At 70.5% G+C, this 21,997-nt stretch carries 23 protein-coding genes and 2 pseudogenes; 19 read left to right on the top strand and 6 right to left on the bottom strand.

All coding sequences use genetic code 11. The annotated features are described in order from the left end of the window. Positions 1-71: 71 nt before the first annotated feature. Together PGN25_17255 and PGN25_17250 are read left to right on the top strand one after the other, a co-directional pair. Positions 72-485, top strand: coding sequence for a DUF1236 domain-containing protein (locus PGN25_17255; protein ID MEH3119283.1), 414 nt, complete (start codon positions 72-74; stop codon positions 483-485). Between the two features lie 246 nt (positions 486-731). Next, positions 732-1,022: a hypothetical protein gene (locus PGN25_17250; GenBank protein MEH3119282.1), complete on the top strand. Its 291-nt coding sequence runs from the start codon at positions 732-734 to the stop codon at positions 1,020-1,022. A 108-nt stretch (positions 1,023-1,130) separates the two neighbouring features. Here PGN25_17250 and mscL read toward each other — a convergent pair whose 3' ends face one another. Further along, positions 1,131-1,556, bottom strand: coding sequence for a large conductance mechanosensitive channel protein MscL (gene mscL, locus PGN25_17245; protein MEH3119281.1), 426 nt, complete (start codon positions 1,554-1,556; stop codon positions 1,131-1,133). 390 nt (positions 1,557-1,946) lie between these two features. On the opposite strand from mscL, the gene PGN25_17240 reads away from it, so the two are divergent. Beyond that, entirely contained in the window at positions 1,947-2,654 is a 708-nt protein-coding gene (locus tag PGN25_17240; GenBank protein ID MEH3119280.1) for a sigma-70 family RNA polymerase sigma factor, read from the top strand. Positions 2,655-2,686: 32 nt separating this feature from the next. Further along, positions 2,687-2,833, top strand: a pseudogene (locus tag PGN25_17235) (IS5/IS1182 family transposase). Between the two features lie 191 nt (positions 2,834-3,024). Here PGN25_17235 and PGN25_17230 read toward each other — a convergent pair. Then, positions 3,025-3,741, bottom strand: coding sequence for a L,D-transpeptidase (locus PGN25_17230; protein MEH3119279.1), 717 nt, complete (start codon positions 3,739-3,741; stop codon positions 3,025-3,027). A gap of 270 nt (positions 3,742-4,011) precedes the next feature. Between PGN25_17230 and PGN25_17225 the strand changes: the two genes are divergently transcribed. The 4 genes from PGN25_17225 (at position 4,012) to moaD (ending at position 8,049) form a co-directional block, all read left to right on the top strand. Beyond that, a complete protein-coding gene (locus PGN25_17225; protein ID MEH3119278.1) occupies positions 4,012-4,737 on the top strand; it encodes a chemotaxis protein in 726 nt (241 codons plus the stop codon). A gap of 56 nt (positions 4,738-4,793) precedes the next feature. Further along, entirely contained in the window at positions 4,794-6,851 is a 2,058-nt protein-coding gene (gene uvrC, locus PGN25_17220; GenBank protein ID MEH3119277.1) for an excinuclease ABC subunit UvrC, read from the top strand. Positions 6,852-6,936: 85 nt separating this feature from the next. Continuing rightward, on the top strand, positions 6,937-7,536 hold the full coding sequence (gene pgsA / locus PGN25_17215) for a CDP-diacylglycerol--glycerol-3-phosphate 3-phosphatidyltransferase (GenBank protein ID MEH3119276.1): 600 nt from the start codon (positions 6,937-6,939) through the stop codon (positions 7,534-7,536). A 261-nt stretch (positions 7,537-7,797) separates the two neighbouring features. Next, on the top strand, positions 7,798-8,049 hold the full coding sequence (moaD, locus tag PGN25_17210; protein ID MEH3119275.1) for a molybdopterin converting factor subunit 1: 252 nt from the start codon (positions 7,798-7,800) through the stop codon (positions 8,047-8,049). A 213-nt stretch (positions 8,050-8,262) separates the two neighbouring features. On the opposite strand, the gene PGN25_17205 is transcribed toward moaD, so the two are convergent. Continuing rightward, positions 8,263-9,183: a metal ABC transporter substrate-binding protein gene (locus PGN25_17205; protein ID MEH3119274.1), complete on the bottom strand. Its 921-nt coding sequence runs from the start codon at positions 9,181-9,183 to the stop codon at positions 8,263-8,265. 191 nt (positions 9,184-9,374) lie between these two features. Between PGN25_17205 and PGN25_17200 the strand changes: the two genes are divergently transcribed. The 4 genes and pseudogenes from PGN25_17200 (at position 9,375) to PGN25_17185 (ending at position 13,265) form a co-directional block, all read left to right on the top strand. After that, positions 9,375-9,911: a Spy/CpxP family protein refolding chaperone gene (locus PGN25_17200; GenBank protein ID MEH3119273.1), complete on the top strand. Its 537-nt coding sequence runs from the start codon at positions 9,375-9,377 to the stop codon at positions 9,909-9,911. 92 nt (positions 9,912-10,003) lie between these two features. Continuing rightward, entirely contained in the window at positions 10,004-11,794 is a 1,791-nt protein-coding gene (locus PGN25_17195) for an ABC transporter transmembrane domain-containing protein (GenBank protein MEH3119272.1), read from the top strand. Positions 11,795-11,871: 77 nt separating this feature from the next. Then, positions 11,872-12,924, top strand: coding sequence for a galactose mutarotase (locus PGN25_17190; protein MEH3119271.1), 1,053 nt, complete (start codon positions 11,872-11,874; stop codon positions 12,922-12,924). Between the two features lie 227 nt (positions 12,925-13,151). After that, a pseudogene (locus PGN25_17185) lies at positions 13,152-13,265 on the top strand (type II toxin-antitoxin system RelE/ParE family toxin). Positions 13,266-13,349: 84 nt separating this feature from the next. Here the strand turns inward: PGN25_17185 and PGN25_17180 are convergent. Further along, positions 13,350-14,102 (bottom strand): zinc-ribbon domain-containing protein, encoded by a 753-nt coding sequence (locus PGN25_17180; GenBank protein ID MEH3119270.1) that lies wholly within the window; start codon positions 14,100-14,102, stop codon positions 13,350-13,352. 168 nt (positions 14,103-14,270) lie between these two features. Between PGN25_17180 and ftsE the strand changes: the two genes are divergently transcribed. The 3 genes from ftsE to PGN25_17165 all read left to right on the top strand — a co-directional run bounded on the left by ftsE (position 14,271) and on the right by PGN25_17165 (position 16,919). After that, the gene (gene ftsE, locus PGN25_17175) at positions 14,271-14,972 is read left to right on the top strand and encodes a cell division ATP-binding protein FtsE (protein MEH3119269.1); all 702 of its coding nucleotides are present in this window, start codon (positions 14,271-14,273) and stop codon (positions 14,970-14,972) included. After that, entirely contained in the window at positions 14,969-15,976 is a 1,008-nt protein-coding gene (locus tag PGN25_17170) for an ABC transporter permease (protein MEH3119268.1), read from the top strand. The genes ftsE and PGN25_17170 overlap by 4 nt, the downstream gene beginning before the upstream one ends. Before the next feature lie 250 nt (positions 15,977-16,226). Next, positions 16,227-16,919 (top strand): YdcF family protein, encoded by a 693-nt coding sequence (locus PGN25_17165; protein MEH3119267.1) that lies wholly within the window; start codon positions 16,227-16,229, stop codon positions 16,917-16,919. Here the strand turns inward: PGN25_17165 and PGN25_17160 are convergent. Beyond that, positions 16,903-17,331 carry a response regulator gene (locus PGN25_17160; GenBank protein MEH3119266.1) on the bottom strand — a complete coding sequence of 143 codons (429 nt, stop codon included), beginning with the start codon at positions 17,329-17,331 and terminating at the stop codon, positions 16,903-16,905. The genes PGN25_17165 and PGN25_17160 overlap by 17 nt on opposite strands. Positions 17,332-17,607: 276 nt before the next feature. On the opposite strand from PGN25_17160, the gene proB reads away from it, so the two are divergent. The 4 genes from proB to rsfS all read left to right on the top strand — a co-directional run bounded on the left by proB (position 17,608) and on the right by rsfS (position 21,281). Beyond that, positions 17,608-18,741 (top strand): glutamate 5-kinase, encoded by a 1,134-nt coding sequence (gene proB, locus PGN25_17155; GenBank protein MEH3119265.1) that lies wholly within the window; start codon positions 17,608-17,610, stop codon positions 18,739-18,741. Positions 18,742-18,877: 136 nt separating this feature from the next. Then, positions 18,878-20,176: a glutamate-5-semialdehyde dehydrogenase gene (locus tag PGN25_17150; GenBank protein MEH3119264.1), complete on the top strand. Its 1,299-nt coding sequence runs from the start codon at positions 18,878-18,880 to the stop codon at positions 20,174-20,176. A gap of 55 nt (positions 20,177-20,231) precedes the next feature. Next, on the top strand, positions 20,232-20,792 hold the full coding sequence (locus tag PGN25_17145) for a nicotinate-nucleotide adenylyltransferase (GenBank protein ID MEH3119263.1): 561 nt from the start codon (positions 20,232-20,234) through the stop codon (positions 20,790-20,792). Between the two features lie 186 nt (positions 20,793-20,978). Continuing rightward, positions 20,979-21,281, top strand: coding sequence for a ribosome silencing factor (gene rsfS / locus PGN25_17140; protein ID MEH3119262.1), 303 nt, complete (start codon positions 20,979-20,981; stop codon positions 21,279-21,281). Positions 21,282-21,284: 3 nt separating this feature from the next. Here the strand turns inward: rsfS and PGN25_17135 are convergent, their stop codons facing one another. Next, entirely contained in the window at positions 21,285-21,983 is a 699-nt protein-coding gene (locus PGN25_17135; protein ID MEH3119261.1) for a DUF4166 domain-containing protein, read from the bottom strand. Positions 21,984-21,997 lie beyond the last annotated feature (14 nt).

Genomic DNA, 21,997 nt, shown 5'->3' with positions numbered 1-21,997 from the left:
TCGGGCGTTACCGGCCCATGTTTCGCTGTGCTTCGGCGCGCGGCGAATCTCGCAACGACGGAGATGCTGGAATGAAGATCAACACCCTTCTCGCCGCTTCGGCCATCGCCCTCGCCCTGCCCATGGCGGCCCAGGCTCAGGGCACCCTGCGCGGCGCCGAGCGCGGCGCTCAGGAAGGCTCGGATGCGGCCGGCCCGATCGGCGGCATCGTCGGCGGTGCCGTCGGCGCGGCCACGGGCACGATCGGCGGCATTCTCGGCGTCGAGGACCGTCCGCGCTTCCGCTCCTACGTCCGCGAGCGCAACGTCCGCTCCTACGACTACGACGGCCGCGTGGTCGTGGGTTCGACCCTGCCGGCCTCCGGCGTGACCTATTACGACGTCCCGTCCGAGTACAACGTCACCCGCGGCACCCGCTACACGGTCGTGAACGACCGCCCGGTGCTGGTGGACGGCCGTCACCGGATCATCGAGGTGCTCGACTGACCCGCCCCCGTCTGGGCCGCCCGTGACGGGCGGCACCATCCGGCCCCGGCAGGCGATGCCGGGGCCTTTTCTTTGCGATCTCCCTCGTTCTCGAGATCTCGCGAGGGCAACGCAGTGTTCGAGCACCGGCGTTCAACTCTGTCTCTCGGCCGCCAGTACGGCCGAGAGACGACATCGCAGGCAACGCTTCACGTCTTCGGTCGTTGATCACCCCGAGATGATCCACGACCACCATCAGGACTGACGATGAGCGGCCCCGACACCACACCCGAGAAGACAGTCGACAATCCACCCCTGCCGGAATCGGTACGCGACCATCTCGGCCACGAGCTGCGCGGCGTCTACACCGAGCCGGCGTCCGAGCCGCGCTTCCTCGGCGACGAGCCGACCGTGCCGGAAAAGTTCGAGCCGCAGATCCGTCGACTGGAGACCCGCCTGAAGACGCACGAGGAAGGCACCGAAGCCGTCGAACACGCGCTCGACCGCATCCTCGATGCCTTCGGCGTGACGCCGGGCGACGGCGGCGCGAAGCGATAGAGCATCGTCCCGAAAGGTGGCTGCCGGCTTTCGGAAAAAGACGATGCAAAAGCAAAAACCTAGAGCATCGCCCTGGATCCGATATCCAGGACGATGCTCTAGGCCGCTTCAGGCCTTGCGCGCCGCCAGCAGGTCGCGGATCTCGGCGAGCAGCTTCACGTCGGCCGGCACGTCGGCGTCGGGCTTCGGCTTGTTCTCCTCCTTCGACTTCAGCGCGTTCATGGCGCGGATCACCATGAACAGCACGAAGGCGATGATGGTGAAGTTGACGGCGAGGGTCAGGAACTGGCCGTAGCCGATCACCGCGCCGACCTTCTTCGCCTCGGCATAGGGCATGCCCGCCTGTACCTTGGACGAAAGCGGGATGTAGTGGTTCGAGAAATCGAGGCCGCCGGTGATCGCGCCGATGATCGGCATGATCACGTCCTGCACCAGCGAATTGACGATGGCGCCGAAGGCCGCGCCGATGATCACGCCGACGGCGAGATCGACCACGTTGCCGCGTAGCGCAAATTTCTTGAATTCCTCCAGCATGCCGGGCCTCCTGTCACTGCGGCGTCGACGCTTCGCGCCGCCTGCAAAGCTATGCCGGACGGCCAAGCTGCCAAGGGATCTCGGGCGCGGCCTCCATCATCGGTCTCTCGGCGCGACGGTGGGTCGAGCGCCTGGGCAGGTCCGATCGGCATCGGCCAAGTTCGGAGCGTGATCGCCGCCGCGTTGCAGTCAATGGCCGCAGCGATGATGTGAGCCGGCAATCCCGCAGAAAACTTCAGAAACATAGGATTCCATCACGAACGCGATCTGCTGAGACACACCAGTCGGGTTCATTCGCTCTACGGGCCGTTTAGAGTCAGTTCATTTTTCAATTGCTACCGATTGATGACTACTTCGCATGCTCCTGCCTAGCTCGAGGGTCCCGTTCGGATGCCCGACGAACCGATTCACATCCAATTGCCGGAAGATCCCGCTGTAAAACCGGGTGAAGCAGCAAAGGCTGTGCCGGGGCACCTGACTCTGGCGCTGCGCGACTACTTCGATCTCGCCGTCCAGGCGCCTCTGCCCGGCCGGCTGGCAGAACTCCTGCACCAGTTCGAAGCCGTGCTCGCCGTGCAGGGCGGACGGATCGAGCCGGTGTTCCGCGACGACCTCGTGAAGGCGCTGCCGATGCTGCGCACCTTCGCGATCTCGCTGACCGCCAACCCGACCCGCGCCGACGACTTGGTTCAGGAGACCATGGTCAAGGCGTGGGCGAATCGCGAGCGCTTCACCCCGGGCACGAACTTCACCGCGTGGCTGTTCACGATCCTGCGCAATCAGTTCTACACCGAGGTGCGCAAGGGGCGCCGCGAGGTGGAGGACCCCGACGGCGTCCATGCGGATACGCTTACGGCGCATCCCGATCAGGAGCACGCGGTGGGCCTGCGGCTGGTGATGAACCTGATCGGCACGTTGCCGCTGCCGCAGCGGCAGGCCCTTCTGCTCGTGGGCGCCGAGGGCTTCACCTACGAGGAGGCGGCGGAGCGCCTCGGCTGTCAGGTCGGCACCGTCAAGAGCCGCGTCAGCCGGGCCCGGGCCTTCCTGATGGAATCGTTCGAGGGCTTGCCGAACGGGTTGTTGGCGGCGCGGGCCTGATCCCGCGCCACCTGGACCGTAACGCATATACCCGGCACGATAGCCCGGCGGCGTTGCGTTGCCGTGCGCCTCGCGCCGCCTCTGGCCGTTCCTGGCGCACGGCTTCACCGATCAGGCCCGACAAGGGGCGGGAAGGCTTTGCCGTGCAACCCCGGCGCTGGGTGATCGAGAAAGACTTCCCGCATCCGCACGCGGCGTCATACCGTTTCCGATTGATCGCTTCTTCGGGTTTCGCCACAACTCCGTCATCGCGAGCGGCAGCGAAGCGATCCAGGACGCGCGACCTGTCCGGAAAGGGCGCGCCCTGGCTGGCCACGGCTTCGCCTCGCAAGGACGCAGGACAGGCCGAAGTCATCAACCGGATGTCGTATCAGATCACCTCGACGCGGGTGCCGACCGACGTGCGTTCGTAGAGGTCGATCACGTCCTCGTTCATCATGCGGATGCAGCCCGAGGAGACGTTCTGGCCGATCGTGTGCGGCTCGTTGGTGCCGTGGATGCGGTAGAGCGAGGTGCCGAGATACATCGCCCGGGCGCCGAGCGGATTCGCCGGACCGCCGGCCATGTGCCGCGGCAGGTCCGGGCGGCGGCGCAACATCTCTTCGGGCGGCGTCCAATCGGGCCATTCGCGCTTGGCGGTGATGGTCTTGGCGCCGGTCCAGACGAAGCCCGGCCGCCCGACGCCGATGCCGTAACGGATCGCCTGCCCGCCCGGCTGGATCAGGTAGAGGTATTTGGCACTGGTATCGATCACGATCTGTCCGGCCCGGCCCGGCCCGTCATAGGCCACCACCTGCCGCGCGTAGCGGGGATCGACCGCACGGGCGATGGCGCTCTCCTCGGCCGCCGGCCCGGTGGGCAGTGCGGCGAAGCGGGCGCGCGGCTGGGGGGTGGCCGCCGGCCGCGCCTCGCCGAGCGCGCCGTATCCATCGACGGCGGGGCGGCGAAGCGGTCCATGCGCGTCGCCCGTCATCAGGAATTCGATGAAGCCGCCGCCGTAGCGCCCCGGTCCGGCCTGGGCCGATGCCGCTCCGCTCGTCCCGGCCACGGCGAGCGCCGCCAGCGCCACGCTCCACTTCGCCCGCATTCCTCACTCCCGCCCATCGCTCGCGATCGAGAGATGTTTGGCGGGCTTTGCCTGCGGACGGTGAACGAACGTGGTGAATCGCCTCCGCCGATGGGCTCGCCCCCCGCTCACCCCGCGTCATCGTCAACGGCCGGTAAAGGGGTGGCCGTCTCGCCCCTCCACGGTCACCGCATCGCCGTGACGGCGGGTTGTGGGAAAAAACTTTCAGCAAATCGAAACCACTGCGCGAGATTGTAGCGGGGCAGTTCCACTCGAAAGCCCGCCCGACCGATGATCACCAAGCGCTACCGCATCGAGGAGAGCCTGGGCCTCGCCGCGCCGACGGCCGGCGTCTCCGCGGCCGCGCCGGAAACCCTGCCGAACCCACGCCTCGACGAGATCCTCTCGGCGATCAACGACCTGCGCCGCCTCACGCAGGCGAGCGCCGGCGAGACCATCGAGGCCTGCCGCCGCGAACTCGGCGAGGCCTTCGCCATGCGCCGCGAACTCGAAGTGATGAAGGAGGCGATCACCCGCACCAAGTCGGAGATCGCCAGCCTCCATCGGTCTGAGAACACCGGCAAGGGCATGCGCCGCGTCGCGGGCGAACTCGATGCGGTGGTCGAATCGACGGAGCAGGCCACCTCGACGATTCTCGGCAGCATCGAGAAGATCGAGACCAACGCCAACATGATGCGCGGCCTGCGCCTGCCCAAGGCCGCGCAGGAGAACGTCGACGGCATCCTCGACAACGTCATCACCGCCTACGAGGCCTGCAACTTCCAGGATCTCACCGGCCAGCGCATCAGCAAGATCGTCGGCGTGCTCAAGTTCGTCGAGGAGCATCTCGACCGCGTCATCGAAGTCTGGAGCGGGCTCGAAGGCTTCCGCGACCTGCTGGCGGTCGATCCCGCCGCCCCGGCCGAGGACGACGAGAGCGCGCTGCTGAACGGGCCGAAGCTCCAGGACGATCCCGGCCACGTCGACCAGTCCGACATCGACGCCCTGTTCGATTGACGCCCGGCGTCGCTGCGGCCCTTCCAACCGGAATCGCCGCAGCCTACATCGGGCCCATGAGCCGCGCGACCCGATCCGCCTTCGACGACGTCCCGCCCGACGGGTTCGACGAGGACGAGACCGACGCCCTCGCCCTCGACGAGGCGCCCGAGATCGACTTCGATTTCGAGCCGGGCGCGGTCAAGGCCGGCACCGAGATCATCCGCCGCTTCTGGACGACCCTGCCGACCTCGCCGGGCGTCTACCGGATGTTCGACGCCAAGGGCGACGTGCTCTACGTCGGCAAGGCCAAGAACCTGAAGGCCCGCGTCGGCTCCTACGCCCGCGGCCAGGCGCATTCCAACCGCATCGCCCGCATGATCGCGCAGACGGCGGCGATGGAGTTCGTCACGACGGCGACCGAGACCGAAGCGCTGCTGCTGGAGGCCAACCTCATCAAGCAGTTGAAGCCGCGCTTCAACGTGCTGATGCGCGACGACAAGTCGTTCCCCTACATCCTGCTCACCGCCGACGGCCCGGCACCGCAGATCGTCAAGCATCGCGGCGCCCGCCGCCGCAAGGGCAACTACTACGGTCCGTTCGCCAGCGTCTGGGCGGTCAACCGCACGGTCAACGCCCTCCAGCGCGCCTTCCTGATGCGAACCTGCTCCGACAGCTACTACGAGAACCGCACCCGGCCCTGCCTGCTCTTCCAGATCAAGCGCTGCTCCGGCCCCTGCACCGGCGAGATCGCCCTGGAGGATTATGCCGGTCTCGCCGACAGCGCCCGCGCCTTCCTCTCGGGCAAGTCGAACGCGGTGAAGGACCGGATGCGCGAGGAAATGCAGCGCGCTTCCGAAGCGCTGGAATTCGAGCGCGCCGCGCGCTTCCGCGACCGCATCGCCGCCCTCTCGGCGATCCAGGGCACGCAAGGGGTGAACACCCAAGGCGTCGAGGAGGCCGACGTGTTCGCCCTCGACGAGCAGGCGGGGCAGTTCTGCATCGAGGTGTTCTTCTTCCGCAACTTCCAGAACTGGGGCAACCGCGCCTACTTCCCCAAGGCCGACCGCTCGATGAGCGCCGACGAGGTGCTGGCCTCGTTCATCTCGCAGTTCTACGACGACAAGCCCGCGCCGCGCCTCGTCCTGGTGAGCCACGCCATCGAGGACGCGGAACTCGTGGCCGCCGCGCTGTCCAGCCGGGTCGAGCATCGGGTGGAGATCCACCAGCCGCAGCGGGGCGAGCGCAGGAACCTCGTCGATTACGCCCAGCGCAACGCCAAGGAAGCCCTCGGGCGCCGGCTCGCCGACACCGCCTCGCAGGGCAAGCTGCTCGCCGCCCTGGGGCAGTCCTTCGGCCTCGACAGGCCGCCGCGCCGGGTCGAGGTCTACGACAACTCGCACATCTCCGGCACGGCCGCGGTCGGCGGCCTGATCGTCGCCGGCCCGAGCGGCTTCATGAAGACGCATTACCGCACCTTCAACATCAAGTCGGAGGAGCTGACGCCGGGCGACGATTTCGGGATGATGCGCGAGGTGCTGACCCGCCGCTTCAAGCGGCTGGCCAAGGAGGCGCCGCGCACGCCGAGGGAAGCGGAGGCCCGCGAGCCCCGGGCGGCCGTCGACGATCAGGCCGTGCCCGTCGCGACCGAGACGGTCGCCGACGATCCCGACGCCTTTCCCGCCTGGCCCGACCTCGTGCTGATCGACGGCGGCGCCGGCCAGTTGGAGGCCGCCCGCGCCTCCCTCGCGGAGATCGGCGTGATCGACGTGCCGCTGGTCGGCATCGCCAAGGGCCGCGACCGCGACGCCGGCCGCGAGACCTTCTTCGTGCCCGGCCGCACGCCGTTCAAGCTGCCGCCGCGCGACCCCGTGCTCTACTTCGTGCAGCGCCTGCGCGACGAGGCCCACCGCTTCGCCATCGGCACCCACCGGGCCCGGCGCAAGCGCGAGATGACCCGGAACCCGCTCGACGAGATCGCCGGCATCGGCCCCACTCGCAAGCGCGCGCTGCTGCACCATTTCGGCACCGTGAAGGCCATCCAGCGGGCCGCCTTGGAGGATCTCGCCAAGGCGCCGGGCGTCAACGCCGCCACCGCGCGGGCGGTCTACGACTTCTTCCACGCCAATGCTTGAGCCGAGCCCCGTGCCGACAGAGCCTGTGCCCGACACGATCCCGACGCGGTTGACGCCCCAAGCCGCCCATGGTTTCACCGCGCCGATGAACGCCGTCCTCCCCCGACGCCGGTCGCAGGCCTGGACGCTCGCGAACTGCCTGACCTACGGCCGCCTCGTCGCCGTCCCCGTCGTCGTCGTGCTGCTGTTCTGGCCGGACGAGATCGCCGCGCGCTGGGCCGCCTTCGGCGTGTTCGCGGCGGCCGCGATCACCGACTATCTCGACGGCTACGTGGCGCGGGCCTGGGCCCAGAGTTCGGCACTCGGGCGGATGCTCGACCCGATCGCCGACAAGCTCCTCGTCGCCGCCTGCCTGCTGATGCTGGCCGCCGACCGCACCATCGCCGGCCTGTCCCTGTGGGCCGCGATCGTCATCCTGTGCCGCGAGGTGCTGGTCTCGGGGCTGCGCGAGTATCTGGCCGAGCTGAAGGTCGGCGTTCCGGTGAGCCGCATCGCCAAGTGGAAGACGACGGTGCAGCTCGTCGCGCTGGGCGTGCTCGTCGCCGGGCCGGCCGGCGAGGCCCTGATCCCCGGCAGCCTCAAGGCGGGCATCGTCCTGCTGTGGCTCGCCGCCGCCCTCACGCTCTATACCGGCTGGGACTACATGAGGGCCGGAATCCGGCACGTGATCGACGATCCGCGCTGACGCGTCCGTATCGCTTCGGCTTCGCCTCGCAAGGACGACACCCAGGGTTCTACGCGATGCGTCCGCCCGCACCAACGGAAACGGTGTAATATGCCCTCCGGTCGATGCGTTCGGCCTGCCCTGCGTCCTTGCGAGGCGAAGCCGTGGCAAACCGGGGCGCGCCCTTTCCGGACCTGCCCGCGCCCTGGATCGCTTCGCGGCCGCGCGCGATGACGGTGTGTGGCCAAACCCGAAGCGATCAAGCGGAAACGGTGTCAGATGATGAAGCTCGTCTACTTCGCCTGGGTGCGCGAGCGCGTCGGCAAGCCCGAGGAGACCGTGACGCCGCCCGACGGCATCGCCACGGTGGCCGACCTGATCGGCTGGCTCAAGACGCGCGGCGAGGAATACGCCCACGCCTTCGAGAACGAGGGCGTGGTGCGTGCGGCGATCGACCGGGTCCATGCCAGGGCCGACAGCGCCATCGCGGGCGCGCGGGAGATCGCGTTCTTCCCGCCGATGACGGGCGGATAGCGCCACCGACCGGCCGGCTGTGGGTGCAAAGGGCTCTCGCCGCGAACGTCCCACCAGTTCCCTCATCCTGAGGTGCCGGAGCCCCGCGAAGGCCTCGAAGGGTGTTCCAGGGCGCGCGGGATCTGGAAGATCCTTCGAGGCCGCTTCGCGGCACCTCAGGATGAGGGAGGAGGTTGGATGGACCCACGTGGGTGCCTTGCAGAACAAGCCCCGTCAGCCCAACGCCTCCCGGAACGCCCGCAGGTTCGCGCGCATCATCTCGACATAGCCCGGCGCCGGGCCGGCCGGTCCGCTCAGCGCGTCGGAATAGATCCGGCCGCCGACCTTGGCGCCGCTCTCGCGGGCGATCTGCTGCATCAGCCGGGGATCGGCGATGGTCTCCACGAACACCGCCGGCACCTTGTCGCTGCGGATCTGGCGGATGATGCGGGCGACGTCCCTCGGGCCGGCCTCGCTGTCCGTCGAGATGCCCTGGGGCGCCAGGAAGCGCATGCCGTAGGCGTCGCTGAAATAGCCGAACGAATCGTGGGTGGTGATGATGCGCCGCCGCTCGGCGGGGATCGTCTGGAGGGTCGAACGGATCTCCGCGTCCAGCGCGTCGAGCTTTTCCGTGTAGGCGGCGGCGTTGGCGGCGTAGAGCGCGGCGTGCGCGGGATCGACGGTGCTCAGGCCGTCGCGGATGTTGGCGACGTAGAGCTTCACGTTCGCCACGTTCTGCCACGCATGCGGGTCGGCATGATCGCCGTGGTCGTGCCCGTGGTCGTCGTGGTCGTGGCTGCCGGCGATCGTCTTCACCCCCTTCGCGGCGACGACGACGGGTGCCCTGGTGCCCGACGCCTTGATCAGGCGCTCGATCCAGCCCTCGAAGCCGAGACCGTTGACGACGACGAGGTCGGCCTCGGCCACCCGGCGGGCATCGCCCGGCGCGGGGGAATAGCCGTGGGCGTCGGCATCGGGCCCGACGAGGCTCGTCACCGCCACCCGTTCGCCGCCGACCTGCGTGACGAGATCGGCCAGGATCGAGAAGGTCGCCACGGCCTTCAGCTTCGATTCCGCCGCGAACGCCGCCGACGGCATCAGGCCGAAGAGCATCAGCAACAAAGCCGCGATCCGACGCCCCACACCCGCACCCATGCCGAAAACCCTCCGTTCGGCAGGGGTCATAATGTAACATTATCACATCGCCAAGCCGGTGACGGGAATCATGGACAAGGTTTCATGTTCCAGACACGAACCGGAGACGGCCGGACACATCGCAGAGACACGAGGGGCGGCATTCTCATCGGGCTCGGGACCGTCCGTCCCGGATGTCTGGAGATGCACCGATGACCAAGCGACGGGTAACGGGTCTTCTGTTGGCGGGCTTCGCGGCGCTCGGCGCCGCCGGGATCGGGTCGGCGGCGGTGCGGGCCGGACCGTTCGAGGGTCCGTGGGGCCACCGGCACGGCCGCTGGTCCGCGCTCTCGCCCGAGGACCGCGCGGCCTTCACCGATGCGCGCATCGCCGGCCTGCATGCGGGCCTCAAGCTGAACCCGGACCAGGAGAAGCTGTGGCCGCCGGTCGAGACCGCGATTCGCGATCTCGCCAGGCAGCGGGACGCGCAGCGCGAGGCCCGGCGCGCGCGGGGCCGCATGGAGGACGATGCGCCCGGCGCCCTGCGCGCCATGGCGGATGCCTCGACGGCACGCGGCGAGGCCCTGCGCAAGCTCGCCGACGCCACGACGCCCCTCTTCGCCAGCCTGGACGACGGCCAGAAGCACCGCGCCATGGTGCTCGCCCGGCCGCTCCGCCCGTCCGGCGGGCCGCACAAGGGCTGGCGCGAGGGGCCGCATGGCCACGGGCCGGGCGGCGGTGACGAGTAGCATCGAGGCCGGCGCTTGATCGTTCGCCCGCGCGGCGGCAAACACCGCGGGCCCCGGCGCTTCCGCCGGGGTCAGCATCGACACGGGACACGATGGCGCGCCGGCCGCTCCTGAGGGGCGACACCCTCCCCCTGCTCGGGCGGCTCTGGCGGGAATGGCTTTCCCCCCACCGGGCGACGCTCGCCGTGGTGCTGGTGCTCATCACCATCGTCGGCGCGGCGACCGGGCTCTATCCGGCCCTGATCAAGGCCGCCTTCGACGCCTTCGATCATAAGGACACCGGCGCTCTGGCCTACGGGCCGCTGGTCGTCATCGCCGTCACCTCCGTGCGCGGCTTCGCCCTGTACGGCCAGACCGTGCTGACGAACCGGGTCGTCACCCGCGTCGAGGCCGACATGCAGGCGGCGCTCTACGGCCACCTGATCGATGCCGATCTGGCCCAGCTCGGCCGCGAGAGCCCGGCCGCCTTCACGCAGCGCTTCACCACCGACTTCGCCTTCATCAAGGAGGCGCTGACCCGCATCTCCACCGTGCTCCTGCGCGACGTGGCCATGCTGGTGGCGCTGGTGATCGCACTGATCTGGATGGACCCGCTGCTGACGCTCGCCGCCGCCGTCACGGCGCCGCTGGTGGCCGGCCCGGTCAACCGCATCGGCCGCAAGCTGCGTCAGGTCTCGACCACGACGCAGGAGCAGATGGGCGCCACCGCGAGCCTCATCACCGAGAGCCTTCAGGGCGCCCGCGTCGCCAAGACCTATGGGCTGGAAGGCTACCTCAAGGGCCGCGCGGTGCAGGCGCTCGACGAGGTGCGCCGCCTCAAGATGAAGGCGGCCAATGCCCGCGGCCGGCTCGACCCGCTGATGGAGATCGGCGGCGGCCTCGCCGTGGCCGGCGTGCTGGTTCTGGTGGGCCAGCGGGTGATGTCGGGCGACCGCACGGTCGGCGACTTCACCGGCTACGTCGCCGCCCTGCTGCTCGCGGCGCAGCCGGCCCGGGCGCTGGGCACCCTCAACGCCATCCTTCAGGAGGCCGCCGCCGCGCTCACCCGCTACTTCGCCCTGATGGACGAGCGCCCGACCATCCGCGAAGCCCCGTCCGCCCGGCCGCTCGACGTGACACGAGGCGAGATCCGCTTCGAGGGCGTGCATTTCCGCTACCGCGCCGACGCGCCGGCGCTGGAGGGCATCGACCTCGTGGTGCCCGCCGGCGCGACCACGGCCTTGGTCGGCCGCTCCGGCTCGGGCAAATCCTCGCTGCTCAACCTCGTGCCGCGGCTGCACGACGTGACGGCGGGGCGCGTGCTGATCGACGGCACCGACCTGCGCGACGTGACGCTGGGCTCGCTGCGCGCCGCGGTCGCCGTGGTGTCGCAGGAGGTGGTGCTGTTCGACGACACCATCGCCGCCAACATCGGCTTCGGCCGCCCCGGCGCTGCGCGCGAGGAGATCGAGGCGGCGGCCGAAGCGGCGGCGGCGCACGGTTTCATCTCGCGGCTGGCCGAGGGCTACGCGTTTCGCGTCGGGCCGGCCGGCGGTCGGCTCTCTGGGGGCGAGCGCCAGCGGATCTCGCTCGCCCGCGCCTTCCTGAAGAACGCGCCGATCCTGCTCCTCGACGAGGCGACGAGCGCGCTCGATTCCGAATCCGAGCATCTGGTGCAGGAGGCGCTGGAGCGGCTGATGCGCGGGCGCACGACGCTGGTGATCGCCCACCGCCTCTCCACCGTGCGCGAGGCCGACCGCATCGCCGTGATGGAGGCCGGCCGGGTGATCGAGCTCGGCCGCCACGAGGAACTGGCGGCGGCCGGCGGCACCTACGCGCGGCTGCACCGGCTGCAATTGTCGGACGATTCGGAATCGACCCGGCCCGTCGCGGCCTCGGAGTAGCGGCACGGATTCCGGCGCCTGGATGCCACCCAACCCGATCTCGTGCGTAGACGCTCCGGGCGCGAGGAGAGCGGCGAATGAATGCGGAAACCTTCGGATCGACGCGGGCGGGCGAGACGGTGACCCGCCACGCCCTCGCCCGCGACGGCATCCGCGTCCGGGTGATCGATTACGGCGCCGTCGTCACCGCCATCGAGGTGCCGGACCGGGAGGGACGATTCGCCAACGTCGTCCTCGCGCTCGATACGGTCGAGGGCTACGAGACGGTGAGCCCGCATTTCGGGGCGATCGCCGGGCGTTACGCCAACCGCATCGCGAGGGGCCGCTTCGAGCTCGACGGGCGGAGCTACCGACTCCCGATCAACGAGCCGCCCAACACCATGCATGGCGGCCCGCAGGGCTTCGCCCGGCACCTCTGGACCGTCACCGACGCCGACGGGACCGGTCTGGTCCTGCGGCGGCGCAGCCCCGACGGCGAGGAGGGCTTCCCGGGCAATCTCGACGTCGCGGTGACCTACAGCCTGCCCGAGCCCGGCACGCTGCGCATCGATTACCGCGCCGAGACCGACCGCCCGACGGTGCTGAACCTGACCAACCACAGCTACTTCAACCTCGCCGGCGAGGGTATGGGGAGCGTGATGGATCACGTGGTGCACGTTTTCGCCGACACCTACACGCCGACCGACGCGACGCAGGTTCCGACCGGGGCGATCGCCCCGGTCGCCGGCACGCCCCTCGACTTCCGCGAACCCGTCGCCCTCGGCGCGCGCATCCGCCAGGGTCACCCGCAGATCGTCATCGCCAAGGGCTACGACCACAACTTCGTGCTGCGCGGCGCCACCGGCTCCCTGCGGCCGGCGGCGTCCTGCCACTGCCCGGCGAGCGGACGCCGGCTCGACATCGCCACCACCCAGCCGGCGCTCCAGCTCTACAGCGGCAACAATCTCGACGGCACGCTGGTCGGTCCCTCGGGGCGTGCCTACCGCTCCGGCGACGGCGTCTGCTTCGAGACGCAAGGGTTTCCGGACGCACCGAACCATCCGGGTTTTCCGAGCACCGTGCTGCGGCCGGGCGACGTTTTCGCGGCGAGCACGACCTACAGGTTCTCGGCCGTCCGAGAGTCTGTCTGACCGGCCGACGTATCTTCGTCAGGCAACGGCAAGGCGAGAGGAAAGCCCTGCTCCCATCCTGAACCCTCATCCTGAGGTGCCGGAGCGCAGCGGAGGCCTCGAAGGGGTCTCCAGGTTCCGCGCGATTCCTGGAGCACCCTTCGAGGCCGCTCACGCGGCACCTCAGGATGAGGGGCGAGAGGGGATCACTGCTGTCAAACAGGCTTTCAGTCGCCAAAGGTAAAGGCTTCGTTCGACACATCAGGAAACACTGCGCACGGATCGGCGGCGCACCCCATGGCGGCCGTCCCCGCGACGATCTGGAACCTGGCCTGCGCATCGTGCCGTTCGAGCCTTCGGCTGTTTCTACGGCGGCCGGGATTGCGAGGCGCTGTATCGTGGCGAAGCATCGGAGGTTGAAGGGTTCAAGCCCGCACATCGAAATCCTAGCGCGACTCGTTCCCCGGCGCCCCGCCGGCGGCACCGTCGGCGGAGAATCGTACCTCGACCTGCCGCCCCGTCTCGGGCGGCGCCGAGAGGCTCGCCTTGAAACGCGCCCGCTCGCCCGGTTCCAGGGCGGCGCGCGGGCCGGGGACGTTCCAGCGGTAGAGCGGCTGTCCCCCGGCGTCGCGCACCTCGACCTCGATCGGCGGCACGGCCACGCGCTCGCGGGCGACGCCGACGATGTCCCCCTCCACCACCAGACGGGCGGGATAGCTTCCTTCCGCCGGGATCTGGAAAGCGGCGATGTCGATGAGATCGATGCCGCGCAGGTTCACCGGCAGGCCGACGCGGGCGAACAGCGCCGCCGTCTGCGGCATCGCCCGCACTACGCCGACGCGTCCGAGAAGCGCGAGCGGCAGGGCGGCGGCGAGGACGAGACCGGCGGCCAGCGCCGGCGAGAGCCGCCGGGCGGCGCGCTTCGGCCTGGCCCGCCCGGCAGCCTTCGCGGCGACCGGTCGGGAGCGCGGCGGCTCTTCGGGGGGCGCCCCGGCGTCGGGAGCGCTCGGCGGTTCCGGGGGCGCCGCCGCCGGGGCGGCCTCGTCCGACATCTCGTCGAACATCGCCGCGACCACCTCGTCGGAGGAGATGAACCACGTCTCGCGGCAGGCGGCGCAGCGCACCGAGCGGCCCGCGGTGCCGACGCGCTCGGCATCGATGCGATACTCGCTGGCGCAGGCCGGGCAGACGATCAGCATGGCGGCGGAGGGCTCGAGTGAGGTCCAGGGCCCGGCAGCGGGTTGCCGCGCTCTCGAAAAGGACACAAACGTTCTCCCCGAGTAGGGTTAACCGGCCGTGAAGCCGGATGCGGCACGGGAACCCGGGTGCGGGCGAAAGCGTGGAGTGAGCGGGCGTTGTCGGCTTCGATGAAAACGGGCAGCCTCCTGTCCGGCGCGGAGGAGCCCGTCGTCCGGTTCGAGAGCGTCGGCATGCGCTACGGCCTCGGGCCGGAGGTGTTGTCCGACGTCAGCTTCGAGATCGCGCCGCGCTCCTTCCAGTTCCTCACCGGCCCCTCGGGCGCGGGCAAGACCACGCTCCTGCGCCTGATCCTGCTCTCGGTGCATCCGACCCGCGGGCTCGTGTCGGTGTTCGGCCAAGAAGTGAGCGGCATCTCCAACGACGCGCTCACCGGCCTGCGTCGCCGCATGGGCGTGGTGTTCCAGGATTTCCGCCTGCTCGACCACCTCACCACCTACGAGAACGTGGCGCTGCCCCTACGGGTGCAGGAGCGGGCCGAGACGAGCTACCGGGCGGAGGTGGTCGAACTCCTGCGCTGGGTCGGACTCGGCGAGCGCATGCACGTCCTGCCGCCGCTCCTGTCCGGCGGTGAGAAGCAGCGCGCCGCGATCGCGCGGGCGCTGATCGCCCGGCCGGAGCTGCTGCTCGCCGACGAGCCGACCGGCAACGTCGACCCGAGCCTCGCCCGGCGCCTGCTGCGGCTGTTCATGGAACTGAACCGGCTCGGCACCTCGGTGGTGATCGCCACCCACGATTTCAGCCTGATGGATCTCGTCGAGGCGCGCCGCATGGTGCTGTCCGAAGGCCGCCTGCGGGTGGAGGGCCGATGAGCGAGGTCCGCTCCCCCGCCGAGGCCGTGTCCTCGGCCCGTCCGGCCAAGGCGCAGGCGCATGTGCAGGCTCATGCGCAGCCTGCCTCCGAGCCGCCGCTGCCGGCCAACCTGCGCCGCAACGCCCCCCTCGTCCCGACGGACTCCGCGGCGAGCCGGGCGCTCGCCGCGGTCATCGCCATCCTCACCTTCCTCGCCGCGCTCTGCGCCGGCGCGGCCGAGATCGCCGTCTCCAGCGCGGCCCAGTGGCAGGGCAGCGTGGCGCAGGAGGTCACGGTGCAGATCCGGCCGGGCGCCGGACGCGACATCGAGGCGGACGTGAAGCGGGCCGAGGCGCTCGCCCGCGCGGCACCCGGCATCGTCGGCGCCCGGGTCTTCACCAAGGCCGAGTCGGAGCGGCTGCTCGAACCCTGGCTCGGCAGCGGCCTCGACCTGTCCGACCTGCCGGTGCCGCGGCTGATCGCGCTGACCCTCGCGAGCGGTCGAAACCCCGATCTCGGCGCCCTGCGCACCGCGCTCACGGACGCCCTGCCGGGCGTGGCCAGCCTCGACGACCACGCGCTCTGGCTCCAGCGCCTCTCGACCATGGCCAACACCTTCGCCGGCATCGGCATCGGCGTCGTCCTGCTGGTGCTGTTCGCCACCGGCCTCGCCGTGATCTTCGCCACCCGCGGCGCCATGGCCGGCAACCGCGAGGTGGTCGAGGTGCTGCACTTCGTCGGGGCCGACGACGACTACATCGCCAAGGCCTTCCAGAGCCGGTTCTTCCGCCTCGGCCTGAGGGGCGGGGCGATCGGCGCCGGCGCCGCGCTGCTGACCTGTGCGCTGGCCGGCCTCGTCACCCGGATGTGGCGCTCCGGACCGGCGGGGGAAGAGATCGAGGCCCTGTTCGGCACGTTCCAGATCGGCTGGCAGGGCTACGCGCTGATCGTGCTCATCGGGGTGATCGCCTCGGTCGTCACGGCGTCCGTGTCGCGGTTCACGGTGCGCCGCTTCCTCCGTTAGGCCGGCGCCTTCCCGGGCCGGTTTACCTTTCGTCAACCATTGGGGATCGAGAGTTCCTCGCACGACACCCTCATGAGCCTCAGTCTCGACCCTCATGTCTCCGCAAGTGCCCCGCCGACAGGCGGCCGGCCCGGCCCGGTCCCCGGGCGCAACCCCCTCCGCCGCCGCCTGCGAAGCGTTCGGCTGGCCCTGGGCGGCGTTCTCGGCCGGCGGCCCTTCGCAGCGTCCCATCGCGCGGATGGCTGAGGCGATGGTCCCGCCGCGGCGGCGCGCCTGGGCCCTGCGGGCCTTCCTCGGTTTCGCCCTGGCCGGACTGGTGCTGCTGGCCGGCGGCTTCCTCGCCTTCGTCACTGTGGTCGAGCGGGCCGAGCGGCCGAGCCTCGACGGCGCCGACGGCATCGTCGCCATGACCGGCGGCTCGCAGCGCATCGGCGATGCCATCGACCTGCTCGCGGGCGGCCACGGCCGGCGGTTGCTGATCTCCGGCGTCAACGAGCGCACCACCCGCGAGGAGATCGTGCGGCTCAACCCGGCCCAGGAGCACTGGATCAGTTGCTGCGTCGATCTCGATTACCGGGCGCGCAACACCATCGGCAACGCCATCGAGACCCGGCGCTGGATGCGCCGTCACCGGTTCGAGATCATCGCGGTGGTGACCTCGAACTACCACATGCCCCGTACCCTGGTGGAGCTGCGGCACGCCCTGAACGAGGACGAGACGGTGATTCCCTATCCCGTCGTCGCCGACGGACTCGATCTCGGCCGCTGGTGGGCCGATCCCTCCGTGGCACGCCTGCTCGGGGCCGAGTACCTGAAATTCCTCGTCGCCTGGGCCCGCACCCGCTTCGAATCGGATCCGGAGCAGTCGCGGTTCGCGGTGCTGATCGGTCGGCGCGCGCCGGTCAAGGTCGTCGCCGAGCGGCTGCTCAGGGAGACGAATTGATGACGGAGGGCCGTCGGCGCCCATGAAGCCGCGAACCTGGAGGCTCAGGCATGCGCCGATCACTCGGCAGCAAGGCATCGAGCGCCTTCAGCGTTACGGTGAGGCTGACCGGTTTTTCGAGCCAGGGAGTGCGGGCGTATGCGGTCGGCAGGTCCGAACTGTCGTAGCCGCTCAGGATCAGGAAGGGCACGGCCCGCTCGAGCAGCCTGTCGGCGACGGCGTAGGCTCGCGTTCCCCTGAGCTTGATGTCGAGGATCGCCGCGTCCACGCAGGGCTCCCGATCGAGGATCTCCAGCGCCGCAGCGACGCTCGCGGCAGGGCCGAGAACGATCGCCCCGGCGCTCGCCAGACCCCGGCTCAGTTCATCCGCCCAGAAGTAGTCGTCCTCGACGATCAGGAGACGGTTCGGCAACGACGCTCTTCCTGCGGTTCGATGCGGCCGAGAATCGTGCCCACCGGCGAACTCGGAGTCTCCGGCGGCGTTCTTCGATTGTCTACAATTAACATGCGCAAATCTCAATTTTACATCATCGATTTGCGGCATATGCGCGCATGAGTTGCAGACACGGCCATTCGCCGGGGAACAGGCGTCGCGTGGATCGGGCCCTGGCCAAGGCCGGCCGCTTCATGCAGAGGAAGCGGGCTTTCGCATCAGCCCTCCCGCCACGACCGCCGTAACGACTGCCGCATGACCGTGGTTCTCTCCCCTGCCCTCGAAGATTTCCGACGCGTCGTCCTCAAGGTCGGCTCGGCCCTGCTGGTGGACCGTGCGCGCGGGCGCCTGCGCCACGCGTGGCTCGCCGCGCTGGCGGAAGACATCGCCGATCTGCACGGGCGCGGCGTCGACGTGGTCGTCGTCTCCTCCGGCGCCATCGCCCTGGGGCGGACGGTGCTCGGCCTTCCTCCCGGAACCCTGCGCCTGGAGGAGAGCCAAGCCTCGGCGGCGGTGGGCCAGATCGCGCTCGCCCGCCACTGGACCGAGGCGCTCGGCCACCACGACATCGTGGCGGGACAGGTGCTGGTGACGCCCAAGGACACCGAGGAGCGCCGCCGCTACCTCAACGCCCGCGCGACCGTACAGAAGCTCCTGGAGGTGCGCGCGGTGCCGGTCGTCAACGAGAACGACACGGTGGCCACCGCCGAGATCCGCTACGGCGACAACGATCGGCTGGCCGCCCGGGTCGCCACCATGATCGGCGCCGACGTGCTGGTGCTGTTCTCCGACATCGACGGCCTCTACACCGCCCCGCCGCACACCGACCCGCAGGCCCGCCATCTGCCGGTGATCGAGCGGGTGACGCCGGAGATCGAAGCGATGGCCGGCGGTCCCGCTTCCGAGCTGTCGCGCGGGGGCATGCGCACCAAGGTCGAGGCGGCCAAGATCGCGGCGAGCGGCGGCACCCACATGGTCGTCGCCGACGGGCGGGGGAAGAACCCGCTGCGCACCGTCCGCGAGGGCGGGCGCTGCACGTGGTTCCTGTCGGGCTCGACTCCGACCGCCGCGCGCAAGACCTGGATCGCCGGCTCGCTGGAGACCTCCGGCACCCTCGTCGTCGATGCCGGCGCCGCCCGCGCCCTCGAAGGCGGCGCGAGCCTGCTGCCGGTCGGCGTCACCGCCATCGAGGGCAGCTTCGCCAAGGGCGACGCCGTGCTGATCCGCGGGCCGGAGGGGCGTATCCTCGGGCGCGGCCTCGTCGCCTACGACAGTGCGGACGCCGCCGCCATCATCGGCCGCTCCAGCCGCGAGATCGCCGCCGCCTCGGCTCAGGCCGGGCGTACGGAGATGATCCACCGGGACGATCTGGCGATGATCGGCGTCTGATCCTCCGGCCGTCGGCCCGGACGGAGCAACATCCGCGCTTGTTCAACCCTGCCGCGACGTGCGAAGGGGCGGGGGACGACATGCATTCACATGCACCATCGCGCCGTTCTTCCGGCGCCAGACGGGAAGCGGGACCGTGCCTGTCCTGAACCTCAAATCCGATGTCGCGGACGCCGACGACCTCGCGACCCTGATGGCCGGGATCGGCCGCCGTGCCCGCGCCGCCGGCCGGGCGATGGCGCTTGCCCCGGCGCAGGCCAAGGATCTGGCCCTGCGCGCCATCGCCGAGCAGATCCGCGCGAGCACCCCGGCCATCCTGCGCGAGAACGCCCGCGACGTCTCCGCGGCCCGGGCCGCCGGCCAGACCAAGGCGATCCTCGACCGGCTGACACTCGACGAGGGCCGGGTCGCGGCCATCGCCGAGGCGGTGGAGAAGGTCTCGGCCCTGCCCGACCCGATCGGGCGCCAGCTCGCGGCCTTCGAGCGGCCGAACGGCCTGTTGATCGAGCGCATCTCGGTGCCGCTCGGCGTGGTCGGCGTCATCTTCGAGAGCCGCCCCAACGTCACCGCCGATGCCGGCGCGCTCTGCCTCAAGGCCGGCAACGCCGCGATCCTGCGCGCCGGCTCGGACTCGCACCGCACCGCCACCGCCATCGCCGCGGCGATGAGCGAGGGTCTGGCCCGCACCGGCCTGCCGGCGGACGCGATCCAACTCGTGCCGACCCGCGACCGGGCGGCGGTGGGCCTGATGCTGACCGGCCTCGGCGGCTGCGTCGACGTGATCGTGCCCCGCGGCGGGCGCAGCCTCGTCGAGCGGGTTCAGGCCGAGGCCCGGGTGCCGGTCTTCGCCCATCTCGATGGCATCTGCCACGTCTACGTGGCCGAGGGCGCCGATCTCGGCATGGCCCGCACCGTGCTCCTCAACAGCAAGATGCGCCGCACCGGCATCTGCGGTGCCGCCGAGACGCTGCTGGTCGATGCCGCCGTGGCCAAGACCCATCTCAAGCCGCTGGTCGAGGCGCTGCTCGAATCCGGCTGCGCCGTGCGCGGCGACGCGGCGACGCAAGGCGTCGACCCGCGGGTGACGCCCGCGACCGAGGCCGACTGGCGCACCGAGTATCTCGACGCGGTGATCTCGGCGAAGGTGGTCGAGGGGCTCGACGCGGCCATCGCCCACATCGAGGCCAACGGTTCGCACCACACCGACGCGATCGTCACCGACGACACGGAAGCCGCCACGCGCTTCCTCAACGAGGTCGATTCCGCGATCGTGACGCACAACGCCTCGACCCAGTTCGCCGATGGCGGCGAGTTCGGTTTCGGCGCCGAGATCGGCATCGCCACGGGCCGGATGCACGCCCGCGGCCCGGTCGGCGTCGAGCAGCTCACCACCTTCAAGTACCGGGTCCACGGCAGCGGCCAGACCCGGCCGTGACGCGCTGACGGTTCTTCCCCTGCGCGAAGACACGCTTCCGCCCGCGGCGGCCGGCATGCGGATCGGGCTCTACGGCGGCTCGTTCAATCCGGCCCATGCCGGCCATCTCCATGTCAGCCGCACCGCCCTGCGGCGCCTGCGGCTCGACCGGGTGTGGTGGCTCGTCACCCCGGGCAACCCGCTGAAGGACCGCGGCCTGCTCGCGCCGCTGCCGGAGCGGACGGCCCGGGCGCGCGCACTCGCGGTGGACCCGCGCATCGCCGTCACCGCCTTCGAGGCGGGCCTCGGCAGCCGCTACACCGTCGACACGCTGCGCTGGCTGGTCCGGCGGCGGCCGACCTTGCGCTTCGTCTGGATCATGGGCGCGGATTCCCTCGGAACCCTCCACCGCTGGCAGCGCTTCGAGGAGATCCTCACGCTGGTTCCGGTCGCGGTGATCGACCGGCCGGGACACACCCTGACCGCGCCGGCCGCGCGGGCGGCGCGGGCCTACGCCGGCGCGCGAATCCCGGAAGCGGCGGCGGTCACGCTCGCGGGCCGCCGGCCGCCGGCCTGGACCTTCCTGCACGGTCCGCGCTCCGATCTGTCCTCGACCGCGCTGCGGGCGGGTGCGTAGGGCGTTGCGCCCGCTTGAAAAGCGGGCCGAAAGCCGCCAATTTCGCCGGGTGGCGGTGTTGCCACAAGCCGCTCACCGGGAACCGAGACCCTGTCCGCACACCTTCACCCCGGAGCCGCCGGCTCCGATGCCGAGCCTGCTTCCTCCGACGCCCTGAAGGCCCTGGCCCTCGGGTGCCTCGACGAGATGAAGGCCGAGGAGACCGTCGAGATCGATCTCGCGGGCAAGACCTCCCTCGCCGATACGATGATCATCGCGTCCGGCCGCTCGCAGCGCCATGTCGGCTCGATCGCCGACAAGATCATCCAGGAGATGAAGGCCCAGGGCTTCGGCAATGCCCGCGTCGAGGGCCTTCCGGCCTGCGATTGGGTGCTGATCGATGCGGGGGACGTGCTCGTCCACATCTTCCGTCCCGAGGTGCGCGGCTTCTACAACCTCGAGAAGATCTGGGGCGCCGACCGCCCGACGGGCGCCCGCCTCGCGGGCTGACCCCTACGGCAGCGAGGAGGGGGCGACGTCGTCGCGCGCCTCGGTCTGATCGACGAATTCCGCCTCCTGCCGCAGCAGGCGACCGAGGCGGGCGTGGCGGATCTCCAGCACGAAGCGGAAACCGCGCGGACCCGTGGCGCCGTGGCTGACCGTGAGGATGCCCGGGGTGAGCCAGCCCGGCAGCGTCAGGCGAAAACCCGGCAGGTCGATGAAGTAGCGCTCGCTGCGGAAGACCAGCGCGCGATCCTCCACCAGAACCCGCAGGCTCATGCCGAGCCCGGCGCCGACCCGCTCCTCCAGCCCGGTCGGACCCCGGAAGCGCTTGGCCGAGTGGATCGCCTGCGGGAAGCCGGAGCCACGGGCGTAGAGCCGCGTCCAGATCTGGCCGCCGCCCGCGCCGTCCCGCGTCACCGCGACGACGCTCGGCACGTTGGCGACCCGGGTCGTCGGCAGCGGCGCGCCGACGAGGCGCAGGACCTGCGCCAGCAGCCAGCCGGCCCAGGTCAGTTCCGTTCCGACCACCCGCCCGGCATAGACCGCGCTCTCGCCGTCGCCGAGCCGCTTCGAGAAGCGCCGCCGCACGGCCGGGGGCAGCCGGGCCCAGTCCGTCTCCGGGACCAGCGCCCGGAAGCGCAGGTCGAACAGGTCCGCCGGGCGGACCGGGGCGCTGGCCGGGACGGCGATTTCGGCGACGCGGCGCATCGGATGAGCCTCCT

It is taken from the genome of Methylorubrum populi (assembly GCA_036946625.1).
GTDB lineage: Bacteria > Pseudomonadota > Alphaproteobacteria > Rhizobiales > Beijerinckiaceae > Methylobacterium > Methylobacterium populi_C.
This window is presented reverse-complemented; position numbering and strand designations above follow the sequence as displayed.

What these genes read in the sequence shown, in the direction of transcription:
- PGN25_17255 (MEH3119283.1), top strand. Translation starts at nt 72, where the DNA reads ATGAAGATCAACACCCTTCTCGCCGCTTCGGCCATCGCCCTCGCCCTG.
- PGN25_17250 (MEH3119282.1), top strand. Translation starts at nt 732, where the DNA reads ATGAGCGGCCCCGACACCACACCCGAGAAGACAGTCGACAATCCACCC.
- mscL (MEH3119281.1), bottom strand. Translation starts at nt 1,556, where the DNA reads ATGCTGGAGGAATTCAAGAAATTTGCGCTACGCGGCAACGTGGTCGAT.
- PGN25_17240 (MEH3119280.1), top strand. Translation starts at nt 1,947, where the DNA reads ATGCCCGACGAACCGATTCACATCCAATTGCCGGAAGATCCCGCTGTA.
- PGN25_17230 (MEH3119279.1), bottom strand. Translation starts at nt 3,741, where the DNA reads ATGCGGGCGAAGTGGAGCGTGGCGCTGGCGGCGCTCGCCGTGGCCGGG.
- PGN25_17225 (MEH3119278.1), top strand. Translation starts at nt 4,012, where the DNA reads ATGATCACCAAGCGCTACCGCATCGAGGAGAGCCTGGGCCTCGCCGCG.
- uvrC (MEH3119277.1), top strand. Translation starts at nt 4,794, where the DNA reads ATGAGCCGCGCGACCCGATCCGCCTTCGACGACGTCCCGCCCGACGGG.
- pgsA (MEH3119276.1), top strand. Translation starts at nt 6,937, where the DNA reads ATGAACGCCGTCCTCCCCCGACGCCGGTCGCAGGCCTGGACGCTCGCG.
- moaD (MEH3119275.1), top strand. Translation starts at nt 7,798, where the DNA reads ATGAAGCTCGTCTACTTCGCCTGGGTGCGCGAGCGCGTCGGCAAGCCC.
- PGN25_17205 (MEH3119274.1), bottom strand. Translation starts at nt 9,183, where the DNA reads ATGGGTGCGGGTGTGGGGCGTCGGATCGCGGCTTTGTTGCTGATGCTC.
- PGN25_17200 (MEH3119273.1), top strand. Translation starts at nt 9,375, where the DNA reads ATGACCAAGCGACGGGTAACGGGTCTTCTGTTGGCGGGCTTCGCGGCG.
- PGN25_17195 (MEH3119272.1), top strand. Translation starts at nt 10,004, where the DNA reads ATGGCGCGCCGGCCGCTCCTGAGGGGCGACACCCTCCCCCTGCTCGGG.
- PGN25_17190 (MEH3119271.1), top strand. Translation starts at nt 11,872, where the DNA reads ATGAATGCGGAAACCTTCGGATCGACGCGGGCGGGCGAGACGGTGACC.
- PGN25_17180 (MEH3119270.1), bottom strand. Translation starts at nt 14,102, where the DNA reads ATGCTGATCGTCTGCCCGGCCTGCGCCAGCGAGTATCGCATCGATGCC.
- ftsE (MEH3119269.1), top strand. Translation starts at nt 14,271, where the DNA reads ATGAAAACGGGCAGCCTCCTGTCCGGCGCGGAGGAGCCCGTCGTCCGG.
- PGN25_17170 (MEH3119268.1), top strand. Translation starts at nt 14,969, where the DNA reads ATGAGCGAGGTCCGCTCCCCCGCCGAGGCCGTGTCCTCGGCCCGTCCG.
- PGN25_17165 (MEH3119267.1), top strand. Translation starts at nt 16,227, where the DNA reads ATGGTCCCGCCGCGGCGGCGCGCCTGGGCCCTGCGGGCCTTCCTCGGT.
- proB (MEH3119265.1), top strand. Translation starts at nt 17,608, where the DNA reads ATGACCGTGGTTCTCTCCCCTGCCCTCGAAGATTTCCGACGCGTCGTC.
- PGN25_17145 (MEH3119263.1), top strand. Translation starts at nt 20,232, where the DNA reads ATGCGGATCGGGCTCTACGGCGGCTCGTTCAATCCGGCCCATGCCGGC.
- rsfS (MEH3119262.1), top strand. Translation starts at nt 20,979, where the DNA reads ATGAAGGCCGAGGAGACCGTCGAGATCGATCTCGCGGGCAAGACCTCC.
- PGN25_17135 (MEH3119261.1), bottom strand. Translation starts at nt 21,983, where the DNA reads ATGCGCCGCGTCGCCGAAATCGCCGTCCCGGCCAGCGCCCCGGTCCGC.